The 14716-nt window shown below is 47.4% G+C and carries 13 protein-coding genes; 8 read left to right on the forward strand and 5 right to left on the reverse strand.

The features are described from left to right. The first annotated feature begins 54 nt into the window (after positions 1-54). Positions 55-495 carry a GNAT family N-acetyltransferase gene (locus tag B5D35_RS05520; protein ID WP_078751594.1) on the forward strand — a complete coding sequence of 147 codons (441 nt, stop codon included), beginning with the start codon at positions 55-57 and terminating at the stop codon, positions 493-495. A 215-nt stretch (positions 496-710) separates the two neighbouring features. On the opposite strand, the gene elbB is transcribed toward B5D35_RS05520, so the two are convergent. Beyond that, positions 711-1361: an isoprenoid biosynthesis glyoxalase ElbB gene (elbB, locus tag B5D35_RS05525; protein WP_078751595.1), complete on the reverse strand. Its 651-nt coding sequence runs from the start codon at positions 1359-1361 to the stop codon at positions 711-713. 525 nt (positions 1362-1886) lie between these two features. On the opposite strand from elbB, the gene polA reads away from it, so the two are divergent. Beyond that, positions 1887-4679, forward strand: a complete 2793-nt coding sequence (gene polA / locus B5D35_RS05530; RefSeq protein ID WP_078751596.1) for a DNA polymerase I — start codon at positions 1887-1889, stop codon at positions 4677-4679. Between the two features lie 200 nt (positions 4680-4879). Continuing rightward, positions 4880-4927: a small protein SpfP gene (gene spfP / locus B5D35_RS25600; RefSeq protein ID WP_438356882.1), complete on the forward strand. Its 48-nt coding sequence runs from the start codon at positions 4880-4882 to the stop codon at positions 4925-4927. 620 nt (positions 4928-5547) lie between these two features. Here the strand turns inward: spfP and yihA are convergent. After that, positions 5548-6213, reverse strand: coding sequence for a ribosome biogenesis GTP-binding protein YihA/YsxC (gene yihA, locus B5D35_RS05535; protein WP_078751597.1), 666 nt, complete (start codon positions 6211-6213; stop codon positions 5548-5550). 149 nt (positions 6214-6362) lie between these two features. On the opposite strand from yihA, the gene B5D35_RS05540 reads away from it, so the two are divergent. From B5D35_RS05540 to hemN, 5 genes are all read left to right on the forward strand, one after another. After that, a complete protein-coding gene (locus B5D35_RS05540; RefSeq protein WP_078751598.1) occupies positions 6363-6980 on the forward strand; it encodes a c-type cytochrome in 618 nt (205 codons plus the stop codon). Between the two features lie 659 nt (positions 6981-7639). Further along, the gene (locus B5D35_RS05545) at positions 7640-8287 is read left to right on the forward strand and encodes a class I SAM-dependent methyltransferase (RefSeq protein ID WP_078751599.1); all 648 of its coding nucleotides are present in this window, start codon (positions 7640-7642) and stop codon (positions 8285-8287) included. Further along, positions 8284-8826 carry a Der GTPase-activating protein YihI gene (yihI, locus tag B5D35_RS05550; RefSeq protein WP_078751600.1) on the forward strand — a complete coding sequence of 181 codons (543 nt, stop codon included), beginning with the start codon at positions 8284-8286 and terminating at the stop codon, positions 8824-8826. The genes B5D35_RS05545 and yihI overlap by 4 nt, the downstream gene beginning before the upstream one ends. Then, positions 8827-9324, forward strand: coding sequence for a DUF2489 domain-containing protein (locus tag B5D35_RS05555; RefSeq protein ID WP_078751601.1), 498 nt, complete (start codon positions 8827-8829; stop codon positions 9322-9324). It abuts the gene before it with no gap. Between the two features lie 141 nt (positions 9325-9465). Continuing rightward, the gene (gene hemN, locus B5D35_RS05560) at positions 9466-10839 is read left to right on the forward strand and encodes an oxygen-independent coproporphyrinogen III oxidase (RefSeq protein WP_078751602.1); all 1374 of its coding nucleotides are present in this window, start codon (positions 9466-9468) and stop codon (positions 10837-10839) included. 254 nt (positions 10840-11093) lie between these two features. On the opposite strand, the gene add is transcribed toward hemN, so the two are convergent. From add to glnL, 3 genes are all read right to left on the reverse strand, one after another. Next, positions 11094-12098 carry an adenosine deaminase gene (add, locus tag B5D35_RS05565; protein WP_078751603.1) on the reverse strand — a complete coding sequence of 335 codons (1005 nt, stop codon included), beginning with the start codon at positions 12096-12098 and terminating at the stop codon, positions 11094-11096. 147 nt (positions 12099-12245) lie between these two features. Next, on the reverse strand, positions 12246-13655 hold the full coding sequence (glnG, locus tag B5D35_RS05570; protein ID WP_078751604.1) for a nitrogen regulation protein NR(I): 1410 nt from the start codon (positions 13653-13655) through the stop codon (positions 12246-12248). Between the two features lie 9 nt (positions 13656-13664). Next, positions 13665-14711 carry a nitrogen regulation protein NR(II) gene (gene glnL / locus B5D35_RS05575; protein WP_078751605.1) on the reverse strand — a complete coding sequence of 349 codons (1047 nt, stop codon included), beginning with the start codon at positions 14709-14711 and terminating at the stop codon, positions 13665-13667. Positions 14712-14716: the final 5 nt, after the last annotated feature.

A 14716-nucleotide genomic window follows, 5' to 3' on the forward strand; every position in this document is an offset into this window, starting at 1 on the left:
ACCGCTATAATCGAGTTACAGGCGTGCAGGCGCTTAGGTACAAGGAATCCCCTAATGATTATTCGAGAAGGCACGCTGCAAGAAGCGATCAACGTGCTCGGTCAGATAGATGAATTTGCCCGTCAGGAAACGCTTGAAACACTCAAAAAGCGAATTTGTGACAAACCCTTTCTCGTACTGGTTGCCGATCAGGATGGTGAACTGTGCGGAGTGAAAATTGGTTATCAGTTGGATGACGATTGCTTTTACAGTTGGTTGGGTGGCGTCACTAAACAGGGTCGTCGTCGCGGAATCGCGCAAGGTTTGTTGCACGCGCAGGAGCGATGGGTCGCCCTACATGGTTATCGAACACTTCGCGTTAAATCGAGGAATTGTTTTGCTGGCATGCTCTGCTTGCTGTTGAACAATCATTACCAAGTTGAGCACCTTGAGAAGAAAGACTCAGTGGATCAATATCGACTCCATTTCGTGAAGAAGATCACGCCAGACGCATAAAATAGAGAAAAGGCAGAAAATTTACTTGCGGATGATAATGAGAATGATTATTGTTTAATTGTTCCGCAGCGATACGCACTTTCTTCGCTACAGAACACACGACATTGCTCACATTGCTTCCAGTATATGTTTTTGCATGAAACGCTAACGCAAGTTACGTTTTCAACTGATGCAGGCGACGCCCCCCAAAAGGCGTCGCTTTTTTCTTTTCTGCCCTACGCCAATTCAACCAATTTTTTGACCAGCTTGTTTATCCCAGACGCCGCTTCACTAACGGTCGAGGCCAACATGTAGGCAGGCGTTGACAGCACGCGTCGGCTTTGGTCAAAGACAAAGTCATCCACCGGACAGTCAATATGTTCACCGCCCATGGCATTAAACGCGGCGGCGGTTTCCGGATCAGAACCAATGGTGCCTTTTGCTCCCGGACCATAAACGGCAGGGATCAAAATCGGCGAAATACAGACATAGCCTGCGGGTTTATCGGCTTTCGCGAATGCCTTACAGGCGCTGAGAACCTGCTCCTCCACCGCCATCTTCGGGCCACTTACGGCAAAATCGCTCAAGTTTTTTGCTACGCCAAAACCTCCGGGTAACAACAGAGCATCAAAGTCAGCCGGATTTAAATTTGCAAGTGGTTGAATATTGCCGCGCGCGATACGCGCAGCTTCATCAAGCACATTGCGTGTCTCGGTTGATTCTTCGCCTGCACGGTGATTAATCACGTGATGCTGCGCCACATCGGGTGCAAAGCAATGCCAGGTTGCGCCAGATTGTTCTATCGCAAGAAGAGATAACACGGATTCATGAATTTCCGCGCCATCATAAACACCACATCCTGAAAGAATTACAGCCACTTTTTTCATCATCTTGTCCTCGGTGCGTCGGTTTCTAAGTACGAGCAGATTTCACATTGTCGCTGGGCGAGTAGACAGAGTATGCATAAAGAGTCGCCAAGTTACCGGAAATTTATGCCTTGTGAGATCGCATGCAAAAAAAAGTAGTTAGGGATATTTATTGAATAACGCGTACGGGGGAGGGAATTTCTTTTTCCACAGCCAATGATCTATAAACGATCCTGATCATGATCAAAGTGGTATGTTTAAGTGTTTAAAAATAAACGATTAAATTTTTAAATTTTTAATGCAAACAGCGTGGATCTGAAAGCCTAAAAATAAATACCAACAAACTTATCCACAGACGGTATTGGTTTAAACTGTGGTGATGAATGATATTCACAGAGGAAATTGTTCTTTTTCACCGCTTTACCACCGTCATGTGCAAAGTAGGCAGCTTTATATCGTACACAGATATCACAATCGTGGGTTAACAGTTCTCGCGAGTCATGGCATTCTTAGCCATCAATCATTTTCTGGTTAGCTAAAAACGTTATGGTGACGACATCTGACAACCCGTTGATCCTTGTCGACGGCTCTTCTTACCTTTACCGCGCGTATCACGCATCTCCAAACTTGACCAGCCCAAAGGGTGAACCGACAGGTGCTGTTTATGGCGTAGTTAACATGCTGCGCAGCCTTGTAAAGCAGTACCCACAATCCAATGTGGCTGTGATTTTCGATGCGAAAGGCAAAACATTTCGTGATGACATGTACGCGGAGTACAAGGCAAATCGTCCACCGATGCCTGAAGATTTACGATGCCAGATCGCCCCATTGCATCAGATCATTGAAGCGATGGGCTTTCCCATGTTGGTGATCGAAGGCGTTGAGGCTGATGATGTTATTGGAACATTAGCGACGCAAGGCTCACAAGCCGGCATGCCAATCCTTATCAGTACTGGCGATAAAGACATGGCTCAGCTGGTGGATGAGAACGTCACACTCATTAACACCATGACGAATGTCATCATGACGCCACAAGGCGTGCACGATAAATACGGCTTTGGCCCAGAGCATATCATCGACTATTTGGCGCTGATGGGCGACAAAGTGGATAACATCCCTGGCGTGCCGGGCGTAGGTGAGAAAACGGCTACTGCGCTGATCGCCGGCATTGGCGGTTTGAGTACGCTGTTTGAGAACCTAGATAAAATTGCGGATTTGGGTTTCCGTGGTTCTAAAACCATGGCGAAAAAGCTGGAAGACAACAGAGAGAATGCGTACCTCTCTTATGAATTGGCAACCATTAAATTAGATTGTGAACTGCCTTATACCCCGGAAGAGTTAATCAACCGTAGTGCAGATAACGACAAATTAGTCGCGCTGTTTACTGAACTGAATTTCAAACGCTGGCTGGCCGAAGCACAAAGTGGCAGCGCGGGTGTTGATGCCGTTGCGGAGCGCGCAGTGACAGGCTCCTCATCCACTGCGACAACCAACGCGCCTATGACTTTTGATGCGGCATCGATTGATTGCAGCCTTTACGACACGATTCTGACGGAAGAGAGTTTCCGTGCGTGGATGGATAAGCTGGATAAGGCGGATGTGGTTGCGTTTGATACAGAAACCGACAGCCTCGACTACATGGAAGCAAACCTCGTCGGGATTTCCTTCGCAGTGGCTGAGGGCGAAGCAGCATATCTCCCTCTAACACACGATTATCTTGATGCACCTAAGCAGCTGGATCGTGATTGGGTGCTGGCTGAAATGAAGCCTTGGCTGGAAAGTGCGGGCGCACTGAAAGTGGGCCAAAACCTGAAATATGATGCAAGTGTGTTGGCACGCTATGACATTGCGATGAAAGGCATTGCTTATGACACCATGCTGGAATCGTATGTATTTAACAGCGTGGCTGGCAAGCATGATATGGACAGCTTGGCGATGCGTTACCTTCAACATAAATGCATCAGCTTTGAAGAAATCGCGGGTAAAGGCAAGAAACAGCTGACTTTCAATCAAATCGAAATGGATCAGGCCTCGCCATACGCTGCAGAAGACGCAGATGTGACCTTGCGACTGCACAATGTGCTGATGGCGCACTTGAATGCTGATGAGAAGCTGAAAGTCATCTTTGAACAGTATGAAATGCCACTGGTTCCCGTGCTGTCACGCATGGAACGTCATGGGGTACTGATCAGTGCCGATATGTTGGCTAAACAGTCCAAAGAAATTGCAGTGCGTTTGGATGAACTGGAGAAAGAAACGTTTGAATTGGCGGGTGAAGAATTTAACCTGAGCTCTCCTAAACAGCTTCAAGCTATCTTGTTCGAAAAGATGGGCTTGCCAGTCATCAAAAAAACGCCATCAGGCGCGCCGTCGACGAATGAAGAAGTGCTGCAAGAGTTGGCTCTAGACTACCCGTTACCTAAACGCATTCTGGAATATCGTGGACTGGCGAAACTGAAATCGACCTATACCGACAAATTGCCAAAGATGGTGAAAGCAGCGACAGGTCGAGTTCATACTTCTTATCACCAAGCGGTTACGGCAACAGGGCGTTTGTCATCTACCGATCCAAACTTGCAGAACATTCCTATTCGTAATGAAGAAGGTCGCCGCATCCGCAAGGCATTTATCGCTCCTGCGGGTAAAGCCATTCTGGCGGTCGACTACTCGCAAATTGAATTGCGTATCATGGCGCATTTGTCAGGTGATGAAGCGTTAATTGATGCATTCCGTCATGGTAAAGACATCCACAGTGCGACTGCTGCAGAAGTGATGAATATTGATATTACAGATGTCACGTCTGAAATGCGTCGTCGTGCGAAAGCCATTAACTTTGGCCTTATCTATGGCATGAGTGCATTTGGTTTGGCCAAGCAATTGGGTATTCCTCGTGGCGAAGCACAGCAATACATGGAGCGTTATTTCGAACGTTATCCGGGTGTTCGACAATATATGGAATCAACGCGGCTTCAGGCATCAGAGCAAGGTTATGTCGAAACCATCTTTGGACGTCGCCTGCAGTTGCCAGAAATAAAGTCCAGTAATGGAATGCGTCGAAAAGCCGCTGAGCGTGCAGCGATTAACGCCCCAATGCAGGGGACGGCTGCGGATATTATTAAGCGTGCAATGATTCTCGTTGATGCATGGATACAGCAACAGCCAGTAGGCCGTGTCGCGTTGATCATGCAGGTACACGATGAGTTGGTGTTGGAAGTAGATACCGAACACCTGACGGATGTTGAGCAACAGGTTTGTAAGCTGATGGAGTCAGCTGCTTTACTTGAAGTTCCTCTGGTTGCCGACTCCGGGAGTGGCGAAAATTGGGACCAAGCGCATTAATCCGCACTATTGAGCGGGATGTAAATCACATAAGCACTTAAATTTTATAGCGAAAAAAAGCCTGTGAAAACAGGCTTTTTTATTGTCTGCTGCTAACCAAAAGAATACAGAATGGATAATTATGTGAAAAAAAATTACGTAAAGGGTTTTCTTAATCGGCCATTTGATATACAGTAAATGACGTAGGGTACAGAGGTAAGATGTTCTATCTTTCAGACCTTTTGTTTCACGTTATTGGATTTAGCTGATTCAGCAGCCCCGGTCGACGAATGTCGACCGGGGCATTTTTTATGCGCCAAATTCAATCCTGAAGTCCTTCTCCAATATTAAGTTAATTTCCGTAAATACATATACTTATATTCATATCATGACCTTCAGTTGTATTTTGTTATCTTTTATTAGAGTAATTACTTTAAATTGAATTCAGTGACGTTATAATGACCACTGCTTCTTGTTCTTGATGTGTTTCGGTGGCCTGTTACTGACTTTAAACAGGTGACCACACGTTGTTTCAAACCGATTTGAATCTTCAAATCGGTTTTTTTTATCCATTCTTTTCTGTAACTCAATTCCAGCTCTTTCGTCATGAAAGAACATGTAGCAAACTTGATATTTATCGATAAAAAATAAGTTTGTGTTTTTTTTGAAAAAACACAAAAGATCAGTGTGTTAATTCAATGGATTGAAAAAGGATAAAGAGAAGCGTAGACAGATTAGGCGTGTAGCCACGGGGCAAACTTGCAGGGTTGGGAAAGATCACTGACACTCAGAGTATAACGACTAAAACAAACCTCCTATTTCTCTCCCGTTACCCCACCCATGAGGTGGGGTTTTTATTTCTCAGGAGAAACCCTAGGCGTGAGACAATTTACGCGTCTGATTCAGCGTTATCATCATTGTCCTGTACTGACTCTTCAATTAGGCCTTCGAGAGGGGGAAAATACCAGCCATCCAACTTCTTGCGAAGCTTGTCGACACCAATGCCTTTTAGCGATGAATAAAGCTCTACTTCAACATCGCCGCCAAAATCTTTGGCTGCTTCACGCACTTTCTGTAGTTCCGCTTTACGCGCACCGCTTTTTAGTTTGTCACATTTGGTGAGTAGCGCCAGGACAGGCAGATTGCTATCCACGGCCCAGAAGATTAAGTCTTGATCCAGCTCTTTCAATGGGTGACGGATATCCATCAATACCACCAACCCTTTCAATTGTTGGCGTTTTTGTAGATATTCCCCTAAAGACTTCTGCCACTTTTTCTTCAATTCCAGCGGCACTTGTGCAAAGCCATACCCTGGCAGGTCAACAATGTGGCATCCCTCATCCACTTTGAACAGGTTGATCAATTGCGTACGACCAGGGGTTTTACTGGTTTTAACTAGACTTTTGTGGTCGCACAATCTATTGATTGAACTAGACTTACCTGCATTAGAGCGACCCGCAAAGGCAACTTCTATGCCTGTGTCCGCCGGAAGCGCACGGATGTCGGGTGCACTGGTGATAAAGTGGGTTTTGCGATAGTTGAGTGAAGGATTCACTGTTAACTCCGTCTCGACTTTATGTAGTCGACTGATTACTTTTATGTGAAATTGTGTAAAATGACCGTGCTCGGTTTTTGCTCAACGATTGTATCACGATGTCGTTAGCACCGTGGTATTGGAAGCTTGATAATTATAAACGGAATGTCATGAAGAAATTAGCGCTACTACTCAGCTTATTCGCTAGTTTTACCGCCTTTGCGCAAGGAGATGCAGAAGCCGGTAAAGCAAAATCAGCCACTTGCGCCGCATGCCACAGTGCTGACGGCAACAGTTTAATCGCTGCAAATCCCGTGTTAGCTGGTCAGCACGAAAATTATTTATTTAAGCAGTTAACAGAATTCAAACTCGGCATGGAGACTGGCGGTGAGCAGGGTCGTTACAATGCCGTGATGGCGGGTATGGTTGCCCCTCTTTCTGAACAGGATATGGCTGACTTAGCGGCGTTCTATTCTTCTCAAACGGCCAAACCGGGCACGACACCTGAATCGTCGATTGACGTGGGCGAAGAACTTTACCTCGCCGGTAATAAAGAGCGTGGCATCGCAGCATGCATCGCCTGTCATGGTCCGCGTGGTAACGGGACCGCGCTTTCTGGTTTTCCTAAAATTTCTGGTCAACATGCAGAGTACGTGCAAACCCAGCTTGTGATGTTCCGTGATGGTGTACGGAATAATGATCTCAATGGCATGATGCAAATTGTGGCATCAAAGCTGACAGATAAAGAAATCGAAGCGATTTCTCAATATGTTGGTGGCTTACACTAAGCTACGTCGTTATAGATAAAACCAGATAAAAAGGCAGCTAAGCTGCCTTTTTTCGTTTCAATTGCCTATTTTTCCATGCTGTTTGTGAGCGAACCGCTATTCTTTCGCAAGAAATTTGCTTGAATACTTGTCGTTTTTATTTTTTGTTCTATCTTTCAGTTAGATAAAAAACACACGCATTATCGCCATGTCTAAATTGTGATGCATCGCCTGTTTTATGTTTATTAGATGCGTAAACTTACTCAAGTCGGCAAGGACATCGACAGGGAAAAGGACAATCAGGACGATATCGCAGGGCGGCGGTAAGGATACAAACGGATTTTGGCGTGGAACGCCTCAGTGATCAGGGCAGATTGTTGTCGGGATGACACAATGTGCGAAGGATTCGCGCATATGGATACCTTCTCGGACGAAGGAAAGGACACACACCAGGATGGTGACGAAGACAGGGTGTCGTGAGTAGATAACTCAAATAAAAATGGCAGGACGCCTTATTACAAAAGGAAATTTGTTCACCGGGATGTGGTGTTACTGTTAGGGATGAAAACGGTAAATTGCCGTTCTTAGGAACGCTATAGAGCGACAGGCTTTGCCTGTCGCTTTTTTCTTATTCAGCTTTCTGTTACATTTCCGCCATTCAATTTGGTGTAGAACCCCCCATGATCCTTGAATGCCCGCTTTGTCAGTCTGCACACATTGCTGATTTTGAGCAGGACAGGCGCCGTCGCTACTTCCGTTGTCAGACATGCCTTTTGGTCTTTGCCGACCCAGAGTGCTTGTTACCGCCAGAAGAAGAAAAAGCCGTTTACGATCAACATGAAAATATTGTTGAAGATGAAGGCTATCGCGCTTTTCTTGGGCGTTTGGCAACCCCGCTGATGCACAAGCTCGGTAATGGTGCTTATCAAGGATTGGACTTTGGGTGTGGCCCAGGCCCTGCGTTAGCAGCAATACTGACGGAGGCGGGTCACAACATGATGGTGTATGATCCCTATTTCGCGCCCAATGCAATCGCATTGGAAAGGACATACGACTTTGTCACTTGCACTGAAGCCATTGAACATTTTTATATGCCTCACAAGGAATGGAGACTGTTGTTAAGTTTGGTAAAGTCCGGAGGATGGTTGGCTATTATGACCAAGCTTGTGATCGATGCTGACGCTTTTAAAAGCTGGCATTACAAAAACGACCCAACCCACGTGAGCTTCTTTAGTCGCGAAACGTTTAGCTACTTAGCGGACCGTGATGGTCTTGACGTGGACTTTGTTGGTAACGACGTAATTTTACTAAGGAAGAGAAACGAATGACCCGCAAGAGAAAAGCCCGCAAAGTTGGCTCTGAAGGGCCAGCGCAATATGCTGATAAGTCACTGAGCCGCGAAGATGTTGCATCACTTGCGCGTAAGCGTAAAAATCGCCGCAAAGGTTTGAAAGCTGGCTCTCGTCATTCTGGTGGTAAAGAAGAACAAGCGCGTTTAGCACAGCAACAACGTGACCCGCGCCTTGGCAGCAAGAAGCCCATTCAACTGGTTGTTGAAGCAAAGCCACATCCAAAATCAGCAGCAGCGAAGAAAGCACGTAAATTGAGTGCAGCGCAAGAGCTGGAGATGCTGGAAAACGATGCACAATTAAATGTACTGCTTGATCGTATTGAAAACGGTGAAAGTCTGGGGGCGGGCCTGCAGTCTTATGTGGATGAGAAACTGGATCGTATTGAAGTACTGATGAAGCAACTGGGTATCTTCGATGACGAAGAGCCAGAAGAAGATAAGCCGGTGAAGTCAAAACGCCGTGGCGATGATGATTTGCTGGCTGAGTTTGAAAACATCAAATTTGATCAGGAGTAAGTGTTGGAGACTCTTCCTTTAGGTGTTGTTGCGCTTGGTGGCGTAATCATTCTTAGCTTGGCGGTGTATGCAGGCTGGTTGTTAGCGAAATTACGCCAACAAACCAAAACGCAGCAAGCGGCCATGAATGAAGCCATCAAACAGCGTAACCTGAAAATCATTGAAAGTGTGGATGTGATTGCGATGGCGACGTTGCAAGAGCAATGCGACTTGTCGGAAGCTGCGATTCGTCTCTACATGATCATGGATCACCTGCAAGGAGAGAAGCGCGTCGAATTCCCTACGCGTTTTCCCGCACTGTATGAATTGTATGATGTGGTGAAAGACATGCCACGCGGCGATGCGCGCAAAGACATTCCCAAAAAGGAACGTATGCGCCACGACATGAGCCGCATGAAAGCAGAGTCTCGCCTTCAGCAAGCTATTCATACTGAACTGGAGGAAATTTTGGCATTCACGGGTGCCAAAATGACCCCAGTGAGAACACTTGTCAGCTGAACAGTACGATCAGCTCAACAGATTTACCGGGCGAAGCCCGAGAAAGATTCATCCGCGACCGGAGAGTGTGTAAAAATACAGCTGAGCATTTTAGCTTGGGTGGATTACCTCTCCGGTTGTTTATTTTTGGCGGGAACATAGATGTCTAAGCAGCAAATTATTTGGGACCAGACACTGATTGAGAAGTATAACTACTCAGGTCCTCGTTACACGTCTTACCCTACCGCACTGGAATTTCACGAAGTGTTCACTGCGGCTGAATTTGACATGGCGTGTACCCAGTATCCAGAGCGTAATTTATCGCTCTACGTACACATCCCATTCTGCCATACCCTTTGCTATTACTGCGGCTGCAATAAAGTCGTAACCCGCCATGCTCACAAAGCGGATGAATATCTGGATGCGTTGGAACTCGAAATTCGCCAACGTGCTTACTTGCTTCGCGAACGTAATGTCACCCAATTGCATTGGGGGGGAGGTACACCGACCTTCCTGACAAAAGCACAAATATCACGTCTCATGTCTTTACTTCGTCAGGAGTTTCGCCTGTCTGATGACGCAGAGATCAGCATTGAGGTCGATCCACGTGAAGTGGAGTTGGATGTGCTAGACCACCTGCGTGCGGAAGGCTTTAACCGTCTGAGCATTGGGGTACAGGACTTTGATAAAGCGGTTCAGAAAGCGGTTAACCGTGAACAAGATGAAGACTTTATTAAAGCCATGGTGGCGCGCGCTAAAGATCTAGGCTTTCGCTCAACCAATCTGGATTTGATTTATGGCTTGCCGCACCAGAATGTTGAGACATTTGCGAAAACCCTAGAACAAGTGCTGACGATGAAGCCTGGTCGCTTGTCCGTGTTTAATTACGCGCACCTGCCGCAGCTTTTTGCCGCGCAGCGTAAGATCAAAGAAGACAAGCTACCATCACCGCGCGAAAAATTGGCAATGCTAGAGCAAACCATCTCGACGCTGACAGGCGCGGGTTATCAGTTTATTGGTATGGATCACTTTGCGTTGCCGGATGATGAGCTTGCTGTCGCGCAGCGTGAGGGCATTCTTCACCGTAACTTCCAAGGTTATACCACGCAAGGTGATTGTGACTTACTCGGCATGGGTGTGTCGGCGATCTCTATGATTGGCGATTGCTACGCGCAAAATCAAAAAGAGCTGAAAAAGTACTATCAACAGGTTGATGAGCAGCGTCATGCTTTGTGGAAAGGTGTGATGTTGGATGCCGATGATTTGCTGCGTCGTGAAGTGATCAAGTCGTTGATTTGTAACTTCGCGCTAGACAAGCGTACGATTGAGCGTGAATTCAATGTGGATTTCGACAGTTACTTTGCCGAAGACCTGGGGCTCCTCAAGTGCTTTATTGATGATGAATTGGTGACTGTTGATACGGATACCATAGCTGTCACGTTGAAAGGCCGATTGTTGATTCGCAACATCTGCATGTGCTTTGACACCTATCTGCGAGATCGTGCCCGCCAGCAGCAGTTCTCTCGCGTGATCTGATTCTTTCGTACATCGAAAAACAAAAAAAGCCGCATGAAGCGGCTTTTTTTGTGCAGGTTAGCGAATGCTCGCTTACACACTGCCGATACTGATTACCGCCAGCACCACAGCAAGGGCTGCCGCGGCCAGTTGACCTGGACCCGCAGCAACAATTTCATTCGCAGTCAGCATTGCGTCGAACATAAAGCGTCTCATACGGCGTTAGTCAAAAAACGGCAGCATTGCCGGTGTTGTTGTATACATTTGGGATATGTTTAGCGACGTGCCTGCGCTTTCGCTCTCAACGTTGCTTTTTCACTGTCAGACAGAAAGGCTATCTCTAAACCATTTTCTTGAAGCTGGGTGATTTGCGCTTGTGTTAGGCCAGCATTCGGTGCCGCCACTTCGTACTCATTAGGAAGTTCAATACCGGAAACGGCAGGATCGTCAGTGTTTAGCGTTGCGAGAATGCCGTGATCTAAAAACTGCTTAACAGGGTGGCTCTCCAGTGATGCAACTGTGCTGGTTTGTACGTTTGAGGTAAGGCAAGATTCAATACCGATATGGTGTTTCGCCAGATAGTCCATCAGCGTAGGATCTTCGATGGCTTTCACGCCGTGGCCGATGCGGGTTGCGCCAAGTTCGTTGATGGCTTGCCACATACTTTCCGCGCCTGCCGCTTCGCCTGCGTGAACCGTAACATTCAGATTAGCTTTACGTACTTTGGCAAAGTGGTCATTAAATTGGTGACCTGGTTGACCCAGTTCATCACCGGCCAAATCGATCGCAACCAGGTGTTGTTTCAGAGCGACGAGTGCATTCAACTCTTGCATACAGGCATCCACACCGAAAGTGCGGCTCATGATACCAATCAGGTTGGTTTTGACACCGAAATCGCGACTGCCTGATGCCACACCATCAATAATTGCTTCTACCACGCCCTGTACTGGCAAGTTGTGTTTCATTGCCATGTAGTAAGGAGAGAAACGCAGTTCTGCGTAATCAATTCGCGCATTCAGTGCATCTTCTACGTTTTCGTACGCGACGCGACGTACCGCATCCAGATCGCCCAACACGGCTACACCCCAATCCAGCTTTGACAGAAAGCCAACCAGATCTGGCTCATTCGACATCACCTGAACATGAGGTCGAAGTGCTTCGATGCTATTAGCAGGTAAAGGCATACCAAATTTCTGACCTAGTTCCAGAATGGTGTTAATGCGAATGTTGCCATCGAGGTGACGGTGCAGATCCGTCAATGGAAGGTGGGTAGCGATCATGAAATTATCCTTATATTTACTTTTCGCAATTATAAAGGCTATGAACAAGATCGTCAGTACAGCTTAAGGGACAATCCGTCCAAAAGGGCGGAATTAGGAATATTGTTTACTGAATGTGTTGATATTTTGAGCTAAAGCACAATTGCATCAGGGCATTTGCAATTCTTTAAGTTTGCGCGTGAGCGTGTTTCGTCCCCAGCCCAGCAATTTTGCCGCCTCTTGTTTGTGGCCGCGTGTGTGGCTGAGTGCTTCTCGAAGTAGTATGCGCTCAAACTCAGGCAAGGCTTCACGCAGCAAATTGTCGTCGCCATTCACCAGTGAGCTTTTCGCCCATTTGGAGAGTGCCATTTGCCAGCTGTCTCCCTCTCCACTGATGCTGCCCGCGGCCTCTGGCTGCATCAGTTCGGGTGGCAAGTCTTCAGGTAAGATTTCCTTTCCGCTGGCCATCACGGTGAGCCACCGACAGATGTTCTCCAGTTGGCGAACATTGCCTGGCCACGGCAGCGATGAAATCAGCTCAAGTGTGGTGGGGTGCAGGGATTTGACTTCGATATCGAGTTCGTCGGACGCGCGTTTTAAGAAATGCTTCGCCAATTGACCAATGTCCTGTCGACGCTCTCGCAGCGGCGGTAAATGCACACGGATAACGTTTAAGCGGTGAAATAAATCTTCACGAAAACTGCCTTCTGCAGCCAGTTTTTCCAAATTCTGGTGTGTAGCGGCAATGATGCGCACATCCACCTTAATCGCTTGATGGCCTCCCACACGATAAAATTGTCCGTCGGACAGCACGCGCAGTAGGCGAGTTTGGATATCCAGCGGCATATCGCCAATTTCATCAAGAAAGAGAGTGCCGCCGTTTGCCTGTTCAAAGCGACCTTGGCGGACGCTGTTCGCTCCGGTAAATGCCCCTTTCTCATGACCAAACAACTCTGATTCAATCAAATCTTTCGGGATTGCCGCCATGTTAAGGGCGATGAACGCGTTGCTTGAGCGTGGACTATGTCGGTGGAGGGCATGCGCCACCAACTCTTTACCTGTGCCCGATTCGCCGTTTATGAGCACCGAGATCGACGAGCGAGATAAGCGACCGATGGCGCGAAACACTTCCTGCATTGATGGGGCTTCGCCGATGATTTCAGGGACGTCTTCTTTATGTTCTTTCGGCGCGCGTTTGCGTTTTTGCTCTTGGCTGTGCGAAACAGCACGTTCCACCAAAGCGACGGCTTCATCGATATCAAATGGCTTTGGCAGGTACTCAAAGGCCCCTTTTTGATACGCACTGACTGCGGCATCAAGATCTGAATGTGCAGTCATGATGATGACGGGCAGGGTAGGGTATTCTTTCTGTAAACGATTGAGCAGGGTGAAGCCGTCGGTTCCCGGCATACGGATGTCTGAGACGAGCACATCCGGGACTTCTCGGTTGAGCCCTTCTAACACGCTGTCTGCATCGGCAAAGGTCTCACAGGCCAAATCCGCGGCATTTAGAGTGCGTTCTAATACCCAGCGGATGGAGCTGTCGTCATCGACAACCCAGATAAGTCCTTTGCTCATGATGTCCCCTTAACGTTTGATCGGTAGCAAGATGGTAAAAGTGGTATGCCCAGGCCAACTGTTCACGTAAATCTTTCCCTTATGTTGATCAATAAGGTTCCGCGTGATGGATAAACCAAGCCCCGTACCTCCGGGCCGGCCAGATACCATGGGATAAAATAAGGTGTCTTGAATATCAGGGCTGATACCTGGACCATTGTCCGTAATATCAATGCGCGCAGCTAAGCGATGCCGCTTGCCGTGTATTACCACCTGATGTTCGGTGCGTGTGCGCAGTGAAATTTCGCCTTCTGGTGTGTTGTTTAAAATTTCCGCAGCATTACTCACAACATTCAGCAGTGCTTGTTCAAGTTGATCAGGATCCATTTCCAAATCAGGCAGACTAGGGTCGTAATCTCGCGTTATGCGCACATCACTGGCACTGAGTTCAACCAGTTGCCGTACTTTTTCCAGAACGACGTGAATATTTTCCTGTTGAGTACTGCCTGGACGCTGTGGCCCGAGGAGGCGATCGACCAAGTTTCTTAGTCGGTCAGCTTGTTCAATGATAATCCGGGTGTACTCCGTAAGACTTGGGTCTGGCAGCATTTTTTCGAGCAATTGCGCCGCGCCGCGAAGGCCGCCAAGTGGATTTTTTATCTCGTGCGCAAGGCCTCGCACGAGTTCTTTCGCTGCTTGCTGTTGTGCTTGCTGTTGAAGCTCTTTGCTTATCTGCTGTTGGTGACCAACGGCTTTGAGTTCAATCAGCATGGAGGTGCTGTGTTCCCATTGCAAAGGACTTGCACTCAACTCGACTTTTCGTTGATTGCCATCAATTACTAGAGTGACATCGCTGTCGGTTAATCCCTGACCGGATGCGAGCGTTTCCTGCACGTGCACCAAATCAATGGAGCAATGCTGAATGATGTTTGATAACGGTTGTTCGCGTAGACGACGAGCACTCAGGCAAAACATTTGTTCAGCTGCAGGGTTTGCATAAGTCACGACAAAATTCTCATCGAGAACCACGACAGCCGTGATCAAGTTGTCCATTACTGTTTCGATAAGCGAGGCCACATTAC

Source organism: Enterovibrio nigricans DSM 22720, assembly GCF_900167155.1.
In the GTDB taxonomy this organism is placed as follows: Bacteria; Pseudomonadota; Gammaproteobacteria; order Enterobacterales; family Vibrionaceae; genus Enterovibrio; species Enterovibrio nigricans.